Here is an 18484-nt window from a genome sequence, read left to right on the forward strand (position 1 = left end):
GAGGAGCTACGTAGTTCACAGTAGCTCCTTTTTTTTAACCAGTAACTAAAAGAAGTACATAATAAACGCGGAAGGGAGATCTAAACGTGAAAATGAACGTGAACACACTCGGCATACTTATACCTCTAACCCTATATAGCGCATCTGGCATTTCAGCTCCAGGTTATAAACAAGGCGCAACGTTACCTACGACATTTCAAAATACTATCTACGCAGTTGATCACGGTGTTATCGTCGACGATGGCATCGATGATTCTGCTGCACTGCAAGCCATTATTGACAATGAGGTTACCGCATCTACGAGTAAGAATACGGTGATAATACTGCCACAGGGCACTATTAACCTGAGTGATGAAATCCATATTGACAAGTCAGGGGTGGTTATCAAAGGGGCGGGAAGCGATCCAGCCACGGGTACTCAAATTGTCGTTAAGTCTTGGTCACCTTATGGTGTGGATGCCAGTAATGCTCCTGATTTTGATAAGAAATACTGGCCTGGTTTTGGCGTATTTCGTGTCGAAACTCGAGAGAAGCATGTCAAGGAACCCGCTTACGAGGGGAGCGTCAACTTCCACTGGAAACACAGCATTGAGTTTGCACAACCTGCAAAAATGGGTGACAGCACCATTGTACTAGAATCAGGAAAAGCCGTTGAGTTTAGCCAGGGCGAACTTATTTATGTCGGTGCCGCCAACGACAAAGCGTTTTTGGATAAAGGGCAAGTGCCAGAATCGAGAAGAAGTGGTAGTCACATAAAAACCGGTCACATGCGCACACAGATTTTTAAAGTGACAGCGGTAAACAGTGGCAACAATTCGGTCACCCTTGATAGCGGTCTAGAGTTTGATATCCCGCTAAACAATGAGAGTGGTTACAACAGCCGTGTCATGCCAGTCAGTGCGGTAGAAAACTTTGGTCTGCAAGACTTCTTTCTAACCATGGACACGAAAGGTAGCCATTGTGAGGGCTACAATCGCAACCAGTTTTCGGTGAGCAACCCTAATGGCGTCTTGTATCGATATGAGAACGTATGTGCACAAGATGCGATTCACGGCATCATTCTCAAGTGGGCGTATAACGGCTGGGTTGATAATGTCCGTATCGACATGATCGGTTCACATCCTATTGTCAGTGAGTTCGCCAAAGCAGTCACCATCTCCAACAACACGATCGACGGCTCGTGGAATAAAGGGGCTGGCGGTAATGGGTACGTTCGTGGCTCTAAGTTATACAACAGCTGGATCCACAATAACGATATTCGTAACATTCGACACCTCGCTCTCCAGTGGTCAGCGACTGGAAATATCGTCGAGCACAATACACTGAATGTTGATATGAACTTCCACGGTGGCTGGGAGCGAAATAATTTGGTTCGCTTAAATCATATCGCCGTGCCGTACGAGCATCGCAGTTGGTCTAATGGGGCGCCAGAATCGGGGTCAACGTGGCAACCGATTTGGGTTGGCTCCGGCGACCACGCCAGTAAGTGGTCAGGACCGACAGGGCCTAATAATGTCCTAACCAACAATACACTAGAGAAAGCAAAGAGTTCGGGTGACAGTATTACTCGATGGGGGCTATACGATGAACCTGATGTCGAGTACGCGCTCAATTGGGATGGCAGCCAGTACAAACATCTCAATATTAATGAAGAGCCAATAGCGACTTGGAATCAAGCGTTGGCAGAGGGCGTTCATCAGCAGATACCAACTTCTGGTGTCAGTGTGGCTGGAGGTTCTTGGCCTCCGGAGGGGGTCGATCCAGAGGAGCCTGTTGATCCAGTCGATCCACCTGTGTCTGAAGGGTGTGATGTCATCACCCAATATAGTTGGGGGCAGAAAATGGAGTTGGACTTATCCCAAGCAAGCTGTGTAGCGATTGATAGAGATCTCGCAGGGAAGACAGTGCAATTGTGGGACAGTGATGAAAATAATAGTTGTGATTTCAGGGGGACGTTATCCAGCGTTGATGGTAGCGGCTCAGTTAACGTGACATCAAACTATGTGAGCAGTAATACTCTAACAGGTAAACTGGTTCAAATAAAAGAAAACAACAATTGTCAGTACGTTAAGTTTAGAACGTACTAAGTTACATAGTCTTCAATAATACAAAAAGGAGCTCTTTATGAGCTCCTTTTTATATTTAATGAAACACTAAAACCTCTAACTATGTAATTTTGTTCAAGCTCACAATTACTACAAATTATAGAGCATTGATTTAATTAAATGATCTTGATCTATTTTTTAAACCGATATTTCAATTAATATTAATGTGATTTTACTAAGGAGGTTTTATGGTTTTTAGGAAAAGTGTGATAGCTATTTCTCTGGTTCTTTCTTGGGGGGCAATAGCGGGTGATATCGACTTCATTTCATATAATGAGGCCGATCTTGAATATAACAAGCAACACCTAACGGTGAAACAAGACTCTATTGACGAGTTAGTGGCAAAGGCTGAAAAAGCACTGGAAGTATCCATAGACCCAGTGACCAATAAAACGTTATTACCAGCGAGTGGTGACAAGCATGACTATTTCAGCTTTGGGCCTTATTGGTGGCCGAATCCTGACACCAAAGATGGCTTACCTTATGTGCGCCGTGACGGTGAATATAATATGGCTACCAAAAGTGCGGCAACGGACAAACAGCGCTTTATCCGTTTTGCTAAAGACGTGACAGACTTGAGCCTTGCTTATTATTTCACCGACAATCAAGCCTATGCAGATAAAGCGAAAGCTCAGCTTAATGCCTGGTTTGTCGATCCAAGCACACGAATGAACCCTAACCTCAATCATGCTCAAGCGATCCCTGGAATTGTTGATGGACGTGGTATTGGCATTATTGATAGTCGCTTGCTAATACCAGTTTTAGACAGTATTAACATTTTAAAACAGCAACTTGATCCACAAGATTATCAGGTCATGGTTACGTGGTTTAGTGACTTTAACCAATGGCTTCTAACCAGTAATCATGGTTTTGAAGAAGACAATTGGCACAACAATCATGGTACGTGGTATGACGCACAAGTGGCTGCTTTTGCCATTTTTGTCGGCCAAGAAGATATTGCAAAGCAGCGCCTGAGAATCACTCAAATGCGCCGAATTGGTAGTCAGTTTGATATGAATGGTCGTCAGCATGGAGAGCTAGAACGCACTCGTCCTTGGCATTATTCAAACTTCAATCTAGAAGCCTACAGTCATCTTGGTCATTTTGGAGACAAGCTTGGCATCGACGTTTGGAATTATGAAGTTGATAAGCACTCTTTAGCAAAAGGCTATCAATATATTGCTAAACATGCCAATCATCCTGATAAATGGCAATACAAAGAATTAAAAGACTTTGATGGTTCTAAAGCTTTTGTAAATTTACTTTATGCGCAAAAAGCATATGGTGAGCCGTTATTTATTGATGTGGTTTCTGAGCTAAGTAAAGAAAAATCAAATAGTAAAAAAGTAGCAAATCTATTATTTAAATAAAAGGAATTATACAGTGTCTAAAGTCTATAAATTAGCTGCAACTGCGGTTGTGGCATTGGTTGCTAGTGCCTCTGTTTCTGCGGTATCTCTCGATTTTCGTCAAGAATATAAACACGAAAGTGAAACTTACGCTAGCCGCGTAAAGCTTGGTGCTGGCGTTGGAAATATGTACTTTGGTGTTGAAGCAATGCAAAAAGGTAAACCGTTTTCGGAGTGGCAATCGAAAGGCAACGAATTTGACTTCGGCTATAAATATAAAATTGATGATAATTGGATGCTTATTCCTGGTATGCCGGTAACCTTCTTTCCTGGTCACGTAACCTACAAGCCTCAACTCCGTGCTCAGTACTCCTTTGATTCGGGGCTTGTCACTAAGCTCCGCTATCGCCATGAGTTCCGTAACTTCTCTGATGATCGCTCTGCCGAGCAGAAGAGTAAAGTCACGGCTAACCTTGATTACAAATACAATGGTTTTCAGTTTGGGTTAGAGGCGAACTATGAGAAAGGTTTGGATGACCAAGTGTTCTTCGATAATGATGATACCAACTGGGATGCGTTGTTCAAACTAGGCTACAAAGGAGAGGACTGGAGTTGGCGTCCTTATGTGGAATTTGCCAATGTTTCGGTATCGAGCACTTCAAGCGATCGTCAGCTTCGAAGCCGTATCGGTATTACCTATAGCTTCTAAGCGTTTGTTGTAACTGATTGACCGGATATGGCCACGCTAGATTGTTAGTGTGGTCATTTTTTATTGTGAGGGATTATGACATTGATAAAAAAGGGCGCATTGCTGCTGATTACAGCGATGTTGGGTATCGCGTTGATTGTGTTTGTAAGCTTGGATTCAATAAAAACATCTTTGGTCGAAACCAAAAAGCATGAGGTGGCATCGCTACTTTCGTTTGCAAAGAAACAAGCATCGGATGCCATTATGCAAAGTCGCTCCCCGGAAGAAGCTGAGCAACGCGTCATTGCTGCGCTGTCTACTTATCGTTTGGGTAATGCTTACATTTGGGCGAATGACCACAATGCTATCGCTCGCGTGCATGTGCATAGCGAAAAACTGGGGATCTTCCAAAGCTCTTATGCTCGGCATGTAAACTTGCTGAAGGACAAGGAGTTCAACTATGTTGTCGGCGAGGTGAGCAAACCAAACTCGTCGGAAAAGGTGACCAAGGTGAGCGCGATTACTATGATCCCAGAGCTGAAATGGGTGATGGGGCTTGGGATATATATGGACGATGTTGAAGAAAGTTATCAGCAGCTTGTGACACGCCTTTTGATCTACAGCTGCGGTATTTTAGTGGTGATATTATTGATAAGCGGCCTCATTGCGCGCAGTATCTACCGTTCTGTAGGCGGGGAACCCAATGTGGTCGTTTCATTAACCAAGCGGATTGCCGATGGACACTTATCTCAGCCTGTGAGGCAGTCTGTACCGCAAAGAAGCATTTTAGAGTCCGTTAGTCAGATGCAAGCGTCACTCAAGCAGTTTGTTGATAAGATCGGCTCAGTTTCGGGGATGATCAATCAGTCTACCGATAGCCTAGATCGTAATGTCGCGGCGACGACGGAAAGCTTAGGTCAAATTCGCTCGATTTCAGATGACACACTTGATTCCATGAAGGCGCTCGAGCTCAGCATTGAAGAAATCAACATTGGAATTGATAAGGCACATTGGAATAGCTTGCAATCGCAGTCTTTGCCTGAGCAAGGGGCAGACGCGATTCAATCTATGGAGTGTTCAGTGGAGGATATTCGCTCAAACCTTGATGGTTCACTGAAAAGTTTTGGCCTATTAGCCGCAAAGCATGAACAGATATCAGGGGTTGTTGAGGTGATCCAAGGCATCGCTGAGCAGACAAATTTGCTAGCGCTCAACGCTGCGATTGAAGCAGCTAGAGCTGGCGAACAAGGGCGTGGTTTTGCTGTGGTAGCTGATGAGGTTCGAAGTCTTGCAGCCAGAACATCGGATGCGACTGTGGAAATATCTAAAATAAGTGAACACATACTGTCGGAGTCTGAACATGTTTCCACGGACTTGAAAAAGCTGCTTGAACAAATCTCGCAAAGCGAAATGAAGTCTGAACAGGTCGGTGTTATTTTTAGTCAAGTAAAGCAAGGTGCGAGTGATGTACAGAATATCGTTGCGGAGTTAAAACAGTCGACAAAAAATGAGTTGGCTATTTCTGAGCAGGTTTATTTATCCATTGAGAAACTGCTCAAAGTTCAAGAGGCAAATTTGAAGCGAATTGAGCAGTTTTCATTGAATTCAAGTGAGCTAAAACGGCTATCGGACGATCTGCAATCCAATAGCCATGGTTTTGAAAAACAAGAGCTAGTGGCAGGTTAAGCATGAGTTGTCACGTTTAATAGGGTGGTCTGCATATCACTTCACTGAGCGGGCGATGACAGAGTCTTAGTCTCTTTACTTGAGCTAATAATAGCTCCGCACAACCTAATGCATCACTGGCTGCGGAGTGGGCCTGATAATGGGGCAAATTATAGTGTTGGCGTAGATCATCGAGTTGGAAGCTAGCATGGCCACGATTTTTTCCTAAATAGCTAAATCGCTTCTCAAGCAACAAGGTGTCTATCATGTAACAAGGCAGCTTTTCCAATTGATAGCGCCTTTTGAGATACGACGATAAAAAGCCATACTCAATACCCGCACTGTGGGCAATGATAGTTTTGCCTGCACAATGTTCGATTAATTGATCGAGTGCTGGCTCGGGCTCCACCCCCTGTTTTTGAACTTGAATGGGCATAATTTCATGAATGATAGCGCTCTCTGGTCGCACAACAACGTCGTGGCGCAAAATCACTTCGCTAACACTGGTTAAGTCAATCTCTTCATAGTTTAACTCAACCGTTCCAATAGAGAGGATCCTATCAGTGTCTGGATTTAATCCTGTCGTTTCAAAATCGAGTGCGACAAATTGTTGTTCAGACAACGGGCGATCTTCATTAGGGAGCGGGTGGGCAAAGTAATGCTCGAGGGCATGAGAAGACCAGCGTTTAGCCTGCATGGATTGGTGCAAAGCTTCAATATTGTCGCCTTTAGAGAATAGCTTTTGTAGGGCTTTGGCCAGCATGTTAGAACCCGCCTACAAATTTGAGTTTAGCGACATCCTGCAGTTCGCTGATTATCTTGAACGCCTCTTTTAGGTGCTTGCGTTCAAAACTGCTGAATTCGTCAGGGCGGATGTGGTTATCCGGAGTATCACCACGAAGCTGTGCGTTGAGCTGGTGCCTAAAACGAACTTGAGTTAGAAAACGGTACGCGCCGATAATGTTGTCGCAACTGTTTTGAGACAAGGTACCTTGCTCAACTGCATATCGAAACCGCTCTTCAGTCCCTGTTAGCGACCCTCCAGCGGCAAGGCTGTATATTCGAGCAAGATCAATGATGAGATTCAGCGCAAATTTTTTGATATTGAGTGACTTGGTGTTATCACCACTTTTTTCTAGTACCAGACTATTGAAAATACCAAGTGGCGGTGATGTTTCGATGGCATCGCGTGTTAGTGCTGGGATAAAGCGAGGGTTTGCATTAATGGTCTGGTGTAGGTGGTTTTGAAGCGTATCGACAAGTTCCGCGTTCCCGTACACGCAGCGTATTTCCATGAAGACACTGATGTTGAGCAGTTTATTGTATTCTGGGCTAGCTCCCCATTTTGTATAGTACTCTTTCCAGCGACCTACATTCTGATTCCATTTGGCTGTGGCTGCCATGTACTTGCCATCACAAAGGGGATAGCCCACTGCGGCTAATCCATTACACACTCGCATTGCAAAGTAAGCGAAGTAGAATCGGTCGTCCTCGGTTGCATCTTCTGCGAGTACGAGAGCATTGTCTTGATCAGAGAGCATGTGTACTTCGTTTCTTGCATGAGACCCAGCAACCATCCAAGCGTATTCACAAGGTGGTGGACCGAGCACTTCTTCGGTTAGTTGGATTATTCGTCTATTGAACGCATCCATGATCATCGACATCACCTGACCATGAATTTCGGCGCTCACACCACTTTCGACCAAGGCTTGGAAAATGGTTTCTTTTTCATCTCGTAGATTCGCAAGCGCATTGATCGAGTTGGCGTACTTGATTTTTTCAATGAGAAAGAGCGATTGTGTTCGATGGTTATGAACCAGATGTGTAGTCGTCAATAAGCCTTTTACTTCGTTATTGGCGATGACAGGCAGGCATCGAATATTATACTGCAACATGAGTGAAATCGCTTGAATCACTTTGGCTTCGCTATTGATCAAAATGGGGTTGCGTGTCATGACTTCATAAATAGGTCGCTGGGTATCGACGCCCTGAGCGACAACATGTTGGGTCATATCACGGTCGGTGACCAAGCCGACAATTTCATGTTCTTTTAGTACCACGGCGCATGAGCTGCGACGCTTACCACACATGGCCTTGGCGACATCCATGATCGAGTCGTCGTAACTTGATACTGTGATATTTTCGCTGGCGACTTCTCCCACCGTACGAAAGAACAAGCTTTTCTCTTCTTTGTTGACGATAGAGCGTATGGCGGAGTGCAAACGTGTTTTTGCCGTAGCGGCAAAGTAGTCTTTAAACTCGGGATGTTGTTTGCACGTCTCTTGAATGTTTGCATGTGGTATTAGATAAAGGAGCGAGTCTTCAATAGCTTCCGCTCGGTAGCCATCTTCTGCTTCATTAAGGGGCTCAAGGAAAGTAAACCCAAACTGATCCTCTTCACCGAGACGGGCTCGGAGTTTATTGATTTGGGTACGCTGCTCTATTGCGCCTTTTCGAATCACATAGAGGTACCGTTTCTCGCACATCGAGTGAAACTCAATAATCTCTCCCTTGGCTAGGTATTTGACTGTGACTGAGCCTGCTAGTGATTCAACCACTTGTTTTGGCAGAAGGTCGAAAGGGTCAAGGTGAATCAAAAAGTCGAAAATGTTATTTGAAGCTGAAGTACCCATGTAAATCCCTTAAATGAAATGGCGTTTCAATAAATTGGTTGGCGGCAAAAAAAGCAGCACGAATGCTGCTTTTTTAACTGTATTAATGTCAGACAGGGTAATTGTGATAGCCCAAGTGCTCAGAAACATTGCGGCCAGCCGAGTGGAGCTGGGCAATGTACTCTTGTTTGCGGTTTTCTTCGAATCGAATAGTAGGAAACGAAACAGAGATAGCCGCAATAGGGTCACCAAATCGGTCGTAAACCGGTACTGCAATGCAACGCAATCCTGGCTCTTGTTCTTCGTTGTCTTCACCAAAATGCTGCTCACGAACAAGGTTCAACTCTTCAAGCAGTTGGTCTGCGTTTTCATGCGTATATTGCGTGTGTTTTTTAAACTTAACATCAGCCAAGAGAGCTCGTACTTCTTGCTCATCCATATGAGACATCAACACCTTACCAATAGCTGTGCTGTAGAGCGGGTTGCGGCGACCGATGCGTGAGTGCATACGTAGATGATAACTGGAGTCTATCTTGTGTAGGTAGATGATGGAGTCTTCGTCAATGGAGCCCAAGTGAACAGTTTCATTGATGATCTTGGAGATTTTCGCCATCTCAGTATTAGCAAGATTAATGAGGTCGACATGCTCTAGAGCTTTTGAACCTAACTCAAACAATTTTAATGTCAGTGAGTATTTATCTGCTTCCCCTTCCTGCTCAACAAACCCGAGTGTCTTCATGGTTTGTAAAAAGCGATAGGTTGTCGCCTTTGACATCATCAAGCGTTGAGATAGCTCGGATACACCAATCTCTTTTTGGTTAGCCAGTGCTGAGAGGATGTTAAATACTTTTAATACTGACGATACAGCTTCCGGTTGAGTTGATTTTTCCATTTCACGCTCTGAGTCATTTTCGATAGTACCTGATTATACCTGACATGTTCGAGCGAGTCAGTAGTTTCGAAAAGCCATTTCATTAATTTAAAACCAATAACTGAGATGTCAATCACGTTAGTTGCAGTTAACCTTAAAAATTAAAACGCAATTTCAAAAATAACTTTCGGTCGTATCACTTTTTGTGTAATGTAAGTTTCAACAGAGTGAACACCGGCCTTTTTTTGTTCACCACACATTCACTACAAAGGTACAGATTATGATTCTTGATTCGTTTAGCCTTGAAGGCAAGGTAGCAGTGGTAACTGGTTGTGATACCGGTCTTGGGCAAGGAATGGCTATCGGGCTTGCTAAAGCAGGTTGTGACATTGTTGGCGTGAACATTGTTGAACCGTCAGAGACGATTGCGATGATCGAAGAGACAGGTCGCAAGTTTATTGATATTCGCGCTAACTTAATGAAGTTAGATGATATTCCAAGCATCGTCGATCGTGCAGTTACGGAGTTAGGTCGAATTGATATCTTGGTAAACAATGCAGGCATCATCCGTCGTAACGACGCCATTGATTTCTCTGAGCAAGATTGGGATGACGTGATGAATATCAACATAAAGTCGGTGTTCTTTATGTCACAAGCGGTAGCGAAACAGTTTATCGCGCAAGGCCAAGGCGGCAAAATCATTAACGTCGCGTCAATGTTGTCATTCCAAGGTGGTATTCGAGTACCATCTTACACCGCTTCAAAGAGTGGAGTGATGGGTGTGACTCGATTAATGGCTAACGAATGGGCAAAAGAAGGCATTAATGTTAATGCTATTGCGCCGGGCTACATGGCAACGAATAACACAGTAGCACTTCGCGCTGATGAGCAGCGTAATGCTGAAATTTTAGAACGTATTCCAGCTGACCGTTGGGGCACTCCGGAAGATCTAGCGGGGCCATGTGTATTCTTGGCATCGAAAGCATCTGACTATATCAATGGTTACACTATTGCCGTTGACGGTGGTTGGTTGTCTCGCTAACAGGCTTAAGAGAAGGTGATGGATCTATTTTCTGTCGGACAGGTATTAGGTTTTTTGAGTTTTGGTTTAGGAATTTCTACCTTTTACCAAAAAGACGACAGGCAGCTCAAAATTTTAATGTTTGTCTTTAATATCAATCATCTTTTCCACTATTTACTACTAGGTTCAACCGTATCTGCCGCGGCAGCCGGACTGTCGGCAGCAAGAACGTTGGTATCGATACATACACGGTCCAAGCTTGTAGCAGTATTGTTCATTGTTGTTGCAGGTGGTTTTGGGTTTTGGGTTGCTGATGGTATAGGGCAGCTTTGGTCAATTTTTGGCACGGTGATCGGGACGTTCTCAATGTTTGTTCTCAGCGGCGTGGCAATGCGTATTGGCTTTTTGCTTGGTGCGACATGTTGGCTAATCAACAATATATTGGTTGGTTCAATAGGTGGCACCTTACTTGAAGCGACGCTTATAGTGACGAACCTAGTAACCATTTATCGATTACGCAAATCAAGTTATTTGGTGTCTAGCGAATCACAAACATAATAGGTTTTTACACATGTTCGTATTCAATAAAAATGTGCAGTTAGAAGACTTAGGTGACGGTGTCAGCCGAAAGGTGCTTGCACACAACGACAACATGATGTCGGTTGAAGTCCATTTTGAAAAAGGTGCGGTTGGTGCTATGCATTCGCACCCACATGAGCAGCTTACTTATGTGCTGTCTGGCGTTTTTGAATTCACGATTGGCGAGGAAAAGCACATCGTTAAGGCCGGTGACACCATGTATAAGCAGCCAGATATTGAACACGGTTGTGTGTGTGTTGAGGCTGGTACGCTAATCGATACGTTCACACCAATGCGCAAAGATTTTGTTTAAGATTAAACTAATGACGAGCTTTCTCGTCGGGGAACTACTATGAAAATTGCACTAATGATGGAAAACAGCCAAGCACCAAAAAATGCGATGGTTGCTTCTGAACTAAACCTTGTGGCAGGTAATTTAGGCCACGACGTATTCAATGTCGGTATGACAGATGAAAACGACCACCACCTAACTTACATTCACCTAGGTATCATGGCGAGCATCCTACTGAACTCAAAAGCAGTAGACTTTATCGTGACTGGCTGTGGCACAGGCCAAGGTGCGTTGGTGGCAAGCAACCTTCACCCAGGTGTGGTATGTGGTTACTGCTTAGAGCCATCAGATGCATTCCTTTTCAACCAAATTAACAATGGTAATGCTATTTCATTGGCGTTTGCGAAAGGCTTTGGTTGGGCTGGAGAGCTGAATGTTCGTTATATCTTCGAAAAAGCATTTACTGGTGCTCGTGGCGAAGGCTACCCTGTAGAACGAGTTGTACCTCAGCAGCAAAACGCAGCGATTCTTAATGATGTTAAGGCTGCTGTTTGCAAGGACGTTGTAGCATCACTAAAAGCGATTAACCAAGACCTAGTTAAACAAGCTGTTGGCAGCGCTCAATTCCAAGAGTGTTTCTTTGCTAACTGCCAAGTCACTGAAATTGCGGAATACGTTCGTACTTTGATTGACTAATTTGATTTGACTTGAAGCAGCCTCAGAACTCCTGAATCCTTGTCTCTGAGGTTGCTTTAAATCAAGTGTTGCACCTTTTGGTGGCCATTTTAATTGTTGTTTTGATATCCATATCGGGATTTCTCCAGCCAGTGTAATCACTGGCTTTTTTTTGTTTACAGCAATCAACAGATCTAGCGGCATCTTATCACCGCAACACTCGTTTTCTTTTCGTCCTAGAATCGTTTTTTTTGTTCTTGTAAAAGCATTCAGCCCCACGGCCGAAGCTCGTGGGGCTGATTTTCGTTAATTGAAGACCGAATTAGTTAACGTGCGCAACTGCGTCTTTAACCAGTTGGCCAAGCTCATCCCAGCGACCTTCGTCGATAAGGTTGGTTGGAACCATCCAAGTACCGCCACACGCCAATACCGATTTGATAGATAGGTAGTCATCAACATTCTTGAGGCTGACACCACCTGTTGGCATGAACTTCACTGGGTAAACAGCGGTTAGTGCTTTTAGCATATCCACACCACCAGATGGCTCTGCAGGGAAGAACTTCAATGTACGTAGACCCATTTCCATTGCTTGCTCAACAAGGCTTGGGTTGTTAACACCCGGTACGATTGGTACGTTTTTGTCGATGCAGTATTGAACTGTGCGTGGGTTGAAACCAGGGCTTACGATAAAATCAACACCCGCTTCAATCGCTTGATCAACTTGCTCGTTAGTCAGAACGGTACCTGCACCAATCAGCATCTCTGGGTAGGCTTGACGCATTACTGCAATCGCGTCTGCTGCACACTCGGTGCGGAAGGTGATTTCTGCGCAAGACATGCCGTTGTCTACGAGTGCTTTACCTAGAGGAATTGCATCTTCAACTTTGTTGATGGCAATTACAGGGATTACTTTAAGGTTTGCTAGCTGTTCGTTTAGGGTTGTCATTTGTCTTTGTCCTACTAATCAAGAGTTGGCGTTGCTGTTTTAGGAATGATCGCACCGCGATATTGAATCACTGTGCCTGCGACTTTGTGTCCCATGGCTGCTGAGTTAAACGCGTCACCACCTGTTAGGCGTTTCGCAAGATAACCGGCGCTGAATGAGTCACCTGCGGCTGTGGTATCAATCACAGAATTTATTGGCTTTGGCGCGACATACTCTGCGCGACCTTCGCTGAGCACGAGACACTCTTTTGCGCCGCGCTTGATGGCAACTTCGGTTACGCCAGCTTGTTGAGTACGCTCAATGCACTCTTCTAAGCATGTGTCGCCAAATAAGTCTTGGTCATCTTCGAAGGTAAGAAGTGCGGTGTCGGTGAATCTGAGCATCGCAAGGTAGGTGCGCTGAGCGGTCTCTCGGTTTGGCCATAGTTTTGGACGATAGTTGTTGTCAAAGAAAACGCTTCCGCCTTTTGCTTTGAATTTTTCTAGGAAACTAAACAGGGTGTCACGTCCCGAGTCAGTCAAAATAGCCAAGGTAATGCCGCTTAAGTAAACCGCATCGTAATCCATCAATGAATCCACTAGGGATTGGCTTTCTGGTTGGTCAAACACAAATTTAGCTGCTGCGTCGCTACGCCAGTAGAAGAAGGTACGTTCACCGGTTTCATCTGTTTCGATGTGGTAAAGGCCCGGCATTTTGTCGTCTAGACGCAGTACCTGATCGGTATCAATGCCCTCTTCAGACCACGCTTTTAGCATTTCAGCAGAGAAAGGGTCATTACCTAATGCGGTAATGTAGCTCACTGAAATGTTGTAATTTTTCGTCAAACGAGAAAGATACAGCGCGGTGTTTAGTGTATCACCACCGAAACTTTGCTTTAGTAGTTCTTCTTTGCGTTGTAGCTCCACCATGCATTCGCCGATGATCGCTATTTTGTATTGGCTCATAGTCAAATATCCAGCTTGAGAGTCACCCGTTTTACCAGTGTTTACTGAGTTAAAAACGTTTGGTAAGCATCTAATTTTAAATGTCTAACTGATTGTTTCTTTCTGTGTTTATTGTGTTGATAAACGTTAGAGCGTCGATGTTGACTAAAGGATGTCGTGTTTAGCATGGTTTTACCATCATCCGAGCCCTTCAAGAAGTAATCAGAAGTTATATTTTATTTGAAACGATGTTTCAGGTAAAATATAATTTATCAGCGTAACTTGAATGCGAGGTAGTGATATTTCTACTTTTAACCATTAAATGTGATTTAGATCGAGTTTTATTGTTGTGGTCATTGAGTTCCGTATGGACGGCGAAACCAATAGGACGAATCGCAGCGAATGAATAATCTGTGATGCATAAGGAATGATATGGAACTCATTGATACTGTTATTATTGTCGGTTACTTTGCTTTCGTATTGTTCGCCGCTTTAGTGTTCAAGCGTTTTGCCACGGATAGTTCGAGCTTCATCCGCGGTGGTGGAGCAATGATGTGGTGGATGGCGGGCGCTACTGCTTTCATGACACAGTTTTCCGCGTGGACCTTTACGGGGCTGCAGCCAAGGCCTATGAGGATGGGCTGACAGTATTGTTCATTTTTTGGGGTAATGCCTTGGGCTTTTTCGTCGCGGCTGGCTATTTTGCTACCCGTTATCGCAAGATGCGCGTTGAGACGGCTATGGAAGCTATCAAGGTTCGGTTCGGACGTGCATCTGAGCAAGTTTATACCTGGCTCTCTTTCCCTTTGACTATTATGTCCGCGGCGATCTGGTTAAACGGTTTAGCTCTCTTCGCGGCCGCGGTTTTTAACATTGATCTTGTGGTTACGATTGTTGGTGTTGGTCTATTGGTGACCTTCATTGCCGCGAGTGGCGGCTCATGGACGGTGTCCGCAACCAATGTTATTCAGCTCATTTTGTTGGTTGCGATTACCATGTCGGTCGGAGTATTTGCAATGCTGGAAGTCGGTGGTCCGGCGTCATTAATAAACAGCTACCCTAATGATAGTTATATGGGAGCAGACATTAATTATTGGCAAGTGTTTTGGCTTTGGGTTGTGATGATGCTACTCAAGCAAACTATCAGCGCGAATAATGCGCTTTCTTGCTATCGATTTTTGGTGACAACGAACGAAAGAGAAGCAAAAAAGCAGCCCTGTTCGCTGGTATCCTATTTATTTTTGGTCCTGTCATGTGGTTTGTCCCTCCATGGGTGACTGCGGCGATGGGCGTGGATCTTATGGCGTATTAACCAAAGCTTGCAGAGAGTGCCAATAACGCCGCTTATGTTTACTACATTGATCATTACCTGCCAGCGGGAATGTTAGGTTTGGTGCTTGCGGCAATGCTTGCCGCTACTATCGCACCTATGACGACCGCCTTGAATCGCAATGCCGGAATTTTTGTTCGAAATGTTTATCAGTCGGTGTTCAACCCCAAAGCAACGGAACAAAAACAATTAGTCGTTGGAAAGGTTGCCACCGTGGTGAATGGCCTGCTTTGTATCTTGGCTGCTTTGCTGTTTGCTTCAATCAAGGAATACAGTTTCTTTGATATCATGATGCTATTTGGCGCGTTATTGCAAACCCCATTGGCAATCCCATCTTTGCTAGCACTTGTGACGTTAAAAACGCCAGACTAGTCTGGTTGGGCAACGATTGCTGTCGGGTTGTCGGTGTCGTTCTTCATGCAGTTTGTATTTAATGTGGATTGGTTATTGCCTTGGTTCGATGCTGCTAGCTTCACTAGTCGTGAGTCGGTTGACTTACTTGTTTCGATGACATTGATCGCGCATATTGTGATTACGGGTAGTTTTTTTATCTCTACTAGGTGGTTCTATCGGGAATCCTCTGGTGAACGTGGAAAAGAAATTACTCAGCTAAAAGCCAATCTAGAAACACCGATTAGCTCATCTGAAGAGGCTAAAGTCGATACTCGGCAAGGTGCTAACCTTGGGCGTATGTGTCAAATATTAGGCGTTCTTGTTGCATTAATCTCGATAACGACAGATTCGATACCTGACGCTAGCGTGTTTGTTTTAATCGGTTTGGTTATTTTGTTGGCAGGGACTCATCTCTATCGGTATGGGAATGTAAAGGCTACCTCGCCGGACCCCATAACAGATTAATTACGCTTTCCAGTCTGTGTGAATTGCTGGCTTTATTTTTGTCGAATCTTGGTCGTTAAGCTTCGCGAACTATTGTTGACCGATCCCGACAGCTTTACTAGCCATACTTGTTACTCCTGTTCTCACTGGTTGTACTATTCGTTTGGCACAGCGACACTAAAAGGGAGGCGCGCCCATCACATCAAAGCCCCTACTGATAGCAAAGGTCAAGAGGTGAGAGGTGGCAAACGGTGTTTCCTTGATGTGATGGCAGCGCTAGGTAAAACATATTTGTTATATAATACCACGGGTTACACTTGTGATTAAAAGAACATAATCGCTTCCTACTCTGCGATTAAAGTCGCGTTCATGAAAGTCTCGAATGTCAATAAAAAGCGTACAGATGAAGAGCGTAATACTGCTTTGAAGCAGATCCTCGACAATGCTGTGGTAGCAGAAGGCGTCGATGATATTTTATCAATGGTCGGTTTAAATAACCCTAATATTGGCTTGCTGTCTGAAGAACACTTAGAAGATTTTAAGAATATGAAAGAGAAGAACCTTGTCGTTGAACTGCTTGAGAAGCTGTAGCGTGATGAATTCGAAGCTCGAATGAAAACGATATTGTGCAAGAGAATAAATATTCAGACCGTATTTTGACAACATTGAACAAATACCACAAATGCATTATCGAAACCGTTTAGGTCATTGAAGAACTGTGCCTGTGGGCGAAAGAGATGCAAGAGGACTCCGAACTTCTGGATAAGTTGAAGCTTTCCGTTGATGAGATAGCTTTCTACCATGCTTTGGTTGAATATGAGTATTCGGTTCGTGAGTTTGGTGGCGATGCTTTGCGCAAAGTGGCTATTGAGCTAACTAAACAGCTCAATAGCCACTTTTGACTAGCAGAAGCGGGAAAGTGTTCCAGCGAGAATACGTAATCTTGTTCGACGTTTGTTGCGTTGTTGGGTAAGTACCCAGCAGATGCGGCGTTAGAGGTAATTAAGCTTGTGCTAGCGCAAGTAGAGGTCTGGTATCAGTCGCGAACAAAGGCAAGCTTTACCTTGCATTTTGCATATTCACGATTAGTAGGTCAATGCAAAGCCTGATGGTTATATCTTTGAGTTAAAAGAATGTAATGATAAAAGGATTGTTCAGATTTTTTGATCTAACTGATGAATGTCCTCTTTGTGATCACAAAGCGATTCGGGCACACATTTTTGATCAAACTTTATTGTCAGATATTGAGCTTTCGTTCATGTAATCTAATACAGAAATGATCAAACTATAGGTATTAGTACTTTCTTAGAAAAGCTATAAGCTTAGTTTTTTGATCAATCTTTATTGTCCTCCGACATGTGTTCTTCTTTTCACTGCGTGGATAGGTTTTGGGTACAGTGTAAGGATCGCTTTGAATGAACTCACCTTACTCAAGATAACCCCGTCCTTAAAGAAAAACCAATACCATGTTCACCTTTCAACGGCGATCTATCCTTTTACAAGAGATACATACCAAGAGCTCGAACTGTTGATTGAACTGCTCCCAAAATACGGTGGGCAATCATTAGTACTGACGTCACCTTTACTGAGTAAGCACGGCTCATTCTTTAACATTGAACAATTAAAGCCACTCCCTGTGAGTATCGAGGCTTCTTATCATTCTTATTGGCGTTCACCGCTAGCGTTTCTGGTATTGTGTTATTACAAACACATCAAGCGTGAAACTATTCTTATGCATTCCGATGTATCAAGGCAGTGTCGACTGCTTCTTACGCTTCGCTCTTAGTTAAAGTGGAGAGCATAAGGAAATCCGCGAAGCATTTTCTTATGCTCTCTGCTGTGCAGGTAGGGCGCAGACCGTAGGACGGCATAGAGTCCTTACAAGAAGGCGATTTTCATAAGGGCCTTTTCAAAAATCGGCTAATACAGAGTAGCTTCGCTCGCTAGGACACAAGCTCTTCCTCTTTATACCCTGACATTCATTACTTCTGGATTCATCGTATTGGAAAATTTTAGCGAATAAGGAAGAGGTTTTAGCGAGCACCTTTACAGGGATTTGATACTTATTAGTCTGACACCGTATATTATGCATCACCCTCGAATAAACCCACTGTTAATGATGCCAATCACGAAACCAAGCTTAATAAATGCCAATCTCAAAAGATTTATGGGGAAACCCAAATTTCGCATCGAGGAAGCGCAATCCCTTGATGATTTACTTAGCCACACCAGTTATGGCGTTCGTTGTCATGTTGGTAAGCTGTCGGTGAAGATTGAAAATGGGTGTTTAGTCAACCACCGTTATACTCAAGGCAAAAAAGAGTCATAGCATCCCAAATTCTACGCTGAACTGCTTATTATCCCTTTCGATGCAACAAAAGATGAATCACTTCGTGCTCATCTACATGGTCCACTTCCACGCGATAAAGGCCATTGGCTTGCACCGCTTCAATAAGCGCTTTTAATCGATGAGTTTTCACCGTCATCGCTAGCGGCTTGATTTGGTTATTGTCTTCATCAAACCCATTCTCAATGTCTTTCTCTTTCATATAGAGCGTATCCCTTTCAAGGTCTTTTTCTATGTCTTCCAG

At 44.0% G+C, this 18484-nt stretch carries 19 protein-coding genes and 1 pseudogene; 14 read left to right on the plus strand and 6 right to left on the minus strand.

Going from position 1 to position 18484, the window contains the following annotated elements; all coding sequences use genetic code 11:
* Positions 1 to 86: 86 nt before the first annotated feature.
* The 4 genes from AB6E51_RS22120 (at position 87) to AB6E51_RS22135 (ending at position 5828) form a co-directional block, all read left to right on the plus strand.
* Positions 87 to 2087, plus strand: coding sequence for a hypothetical protein (locus tag AB6E51_RS22120; protein WP_372050104.1), 2001 nt, complete (start codon positions 87 to 89; stop codon positions 2085 to 2087).
* A 206-nt stretch (positions 2088 to 2293) separates the two neighbouring features.
* On the plus strand, positions 2294 to 3475 hold the full coding sequence (locus AB6E51_RS22125; RefSeq protein ID WP_372050105.1) for an alginate lyase family protein: 1182 nt from the start codon (positions 2294 to 2296) through the stop codon (positions 3473 to 3475).
* 13 nt (positions 3476 to 3488) lie between these two features.
* Positions 3489 to 4163, plus strand: a complete 675-nt coding sequence (locus AB6E51_RS22130; RefSeq protein ID WP_372050106.1) for an oligogalacturonate-specific porin KdgM family protein — start codon at positions 3489 to 3491, stop codon at positions 4161 to 4163.
* A gap of 75 nt (positions 4164 to 4238) precedes the next feature.
* The gene (locus AB6E51_RS22135) at positions 4239 to 5828 is read left to right on the plus strand and encodes a methyl-accepting chemotaxis protein (RefSeq protein ID WP_372140186.1); all 1590 of its coding nucleotides are present in this window, start codon (positions 4239 to 4241) and stop codon (positions 5826 to 5828) included.
* Positions 5829 to 5844: 16 nt separating this feature from the next.
* Here the strand turns inward: AB6E51_RS22135 and AB6E51_RS22140 are convergent, their stop codons facing one another.
* The 3 genes from AB6E51_RS22140 to kdgR all read right to left on the minus strand — a co-directional run bounded on the left by AB6E51_RS22140 (position 5845) and on the right by kdgR (position 9311).
* Positions 5845 to 6570, minus strand: a complete 726-nt coding sequence (locus tag AB6E51_RS22140; RefSeq protein ID WP_372050108.1) for an exonuclease domain-containing protein — start codon at positions 6568 to 6570, stop codon at positions 5845 to 5847.
* Position 6571: 1 nt separating this feature from the next.
* Positions 6572 to 8440 carry a DUF294 nucleotidyltransferase-like domain-containing protein gene (locus tag AB6E51_RS22145; protein ID WP_372050109.1) on the minus strand — a complete coding sequence of 623 codons (1869 nt, stop codon included), beginning with the start codon at positions 8438 to 8440 and terminating at the stop codon, positions 6572 to 6574.
* Between the two features lie 88 nt (positions 8441 to 8528).
* Complete coding sequence (gene kdgR / locus AB6E51_RS22150; protein WP_372050110.1) at positions 8529 to 9311, minus strand: DNA-binding transcriptional regulator KdgR; 783 nt, start codon at positions 9309 to 9311, stop codon at positions 8529 to 8531.
* A 259-nt stretch (positions 9312 to 9570) separates the two neighbouring features.
* Between kdgR and kduD the strand changes: the two genes are divergently transcribed.
* Genes kduD through AB6E51_RS22170 form a run of 4 tightly spaced genes read left to right on the plus strand, consistent with a single transcriptional unit; the run spans position 9571 to position 11878 of the window.
* A complete protein-coding gene (gene kduD, locus AB6E51_RS22155) occupies positions 9571 to 10332 on the plus strand; it encodes a 2-dehydro-3-deoxy-D-gluconate 5-dehydrogenase KduD (protein ID WP_372050111.1) in 762 nt (253 codons plus the stop codon).
* A gap of 18 nt (positions 10333 to 10350) precedes the next feature.
* Positions 10351 to 10869 carry a YgjV family protein gene (locus AB6E51_RS22160; protein ID WP_372050112.1) on the plus strand — a complete coding sequence of 173 codons (519 nt, stop codon included), beginning with the start codon at positions 10351 to 10353 and terminating at the stop codon, positions 10867 to 10869.
* Positions 10870 to 10882: 13 nt separating this feature from the next.
* Positions 10883 to 11203 carry a cupin domain-containing protein gene (locus AB6E51_RS22165; protein WP_372050113.1) on the plus strand — a complete coding sequence of 107 codons (321 nt, stop codon included), beginning with the start codon at positions 10883 to 10885 and terminating at the stop codon, positions 11201 to 11203.
* Between the two features lie 39 nt (positions 11204 to 11242).
* Entirely contained in the window at positions 11243 to 11878 is a 636-nt protein-coding gene (locus AB6E51_RS22170; protein ID WP_372050114.1) for an RpiB/LacA/LacB family sugar-phosphate isomerase, read from the plus strand.
* Between the two features lie 301 nt (positions 11879 to 12179).
* On the opposite strand, the gene AB6E51_RS22175 is transcribed toward AB6E51_RS22170, so the two are convergent.
* Positions 12180 to 12803, minus strand: coding sequence for a bifunctional 4-hydroxy-2-oxoglutarate aldolase/2-dehydro-3-deoxy-phosphogluconate aldolase (locus AB6E51_RS22175; protein WP_372050115.1), 624 nt, complete (start codon positions 12801 to 12803; stop codon positions 12180 to 12182).
* Positions 12804 to 12817: 14 nt separating this feature from the next.
* The gene (locus AB6E51_RS22180) at positions 12818 to 13747 is read right to left on the minus strand and encodes a sugar kinase (protein ID WP_372050116.1); all 930 of its coding nucleotides are present in this window, start codon (positions 13745 to 13747) and stop codon (positions 12818 to 12820) included.
* A gap of 411 nt (positions 13748 to 14158) precedes the next feature.
* Between AB6E51_RS22180 and AB6E51_RS22185 the strand changes: the two genes are divergently transcribed.
* The 6 genes and pseudogenes from AB6E51_RS22185 to AB6E51_RS22210 all read left to right on the plus strand — a co-directional run bounded on the left by AB6E51_RS22185 (position 14159) and on the right by AB6E51_RS22210 (position 18222).
* Positions 14159 to 14371, plus strand: coding sequence for a hypothetical protein (locus AB6E51_RS22185; protein WP_372050117.1), 213 nt, complete (start codon positions 14159 to 14161; stop codon positions 14369 to 14371).
* Entirely contained in the window at positions 14326 to 15003 is a 678-nt protein-coding gene (locus AB6E51_RS22190) for a sodium:solute symporter family transporter (protein ID WP_372050118.1), read from the plus strand. Before AB6E51_RS22185 ends, AB6E51_RS22190 begins: the two co-directional genes overlap by 46 nt.
* A 104-nt stretch (positions 15004 to 15107) precedes the next feature.
* Positions 15108 to 15428, plus strand: a complete 321-nt coding sequence (locus AB6E51_RS22195) for a sodium:solute symporter family transporter (RefSeq protein ID WP_372050119.1) — start codon at positions 15108 to 15110, stop codon at positions 15426 to 15428.
* Between the two features lie 45 nt (positions 15429 to 15473).
* Positions 15474 to 15914: a hypothetical protein gene (locus tag AB6E51_RS22200; protein ID WP_372050120.1), complete on the plus strand. Its 441-nt coding sequence runs from the start codon at positions 15474 to 15476 to the stop codon at positions 15912 to 15914.
* 192 nt (positions 15915 to 16106) lie between these two features.
* A pseudogene (locus AB6E51_RS22205) lies at positions 16107 to 16933 on the plus strand (DUF3387 domain-containing protein); the annotation flags it as partial.
* 1127 nt (positions 16934 to 18060) lie between these two features.
* Positions 18061 to 18222, plus strand: coding sequence for a hypothetical protein (locus AB6E51_RS22210; protein WP_170960936.1), 162 nt, complete (start codon positions 18061 to 18063; stop codon positions 18220 to 18222).
* A 28-nt stretch (positions 18223 to 18250) separates the two neighbouring features.
* On the opposite strand, the gene AB6E51_RS22215 is transcribed toward AB6E51_RS22210, so the two are convergent.
* Positions 18251 to 18484, minus strand: a 234-nt coding sequence (locus AB6E51_RS22215; RefSeq protein ID WP_372140192.1) for a DUF2913 family protein, incomplete at its 5' end; no start/stop codon positions are given.

The sequence above is a fragment of the Vibrio sp. 10N.247.311.47 genome (assembly GCF_041467535.1).
Classification (GTDB): domain Bacteria; phylum Pseudomonadota; class Gammaproteobacteria; order Enterobacterales; family Vibrionaceae; genus Vibrio; species Vibrio crassostreae_C.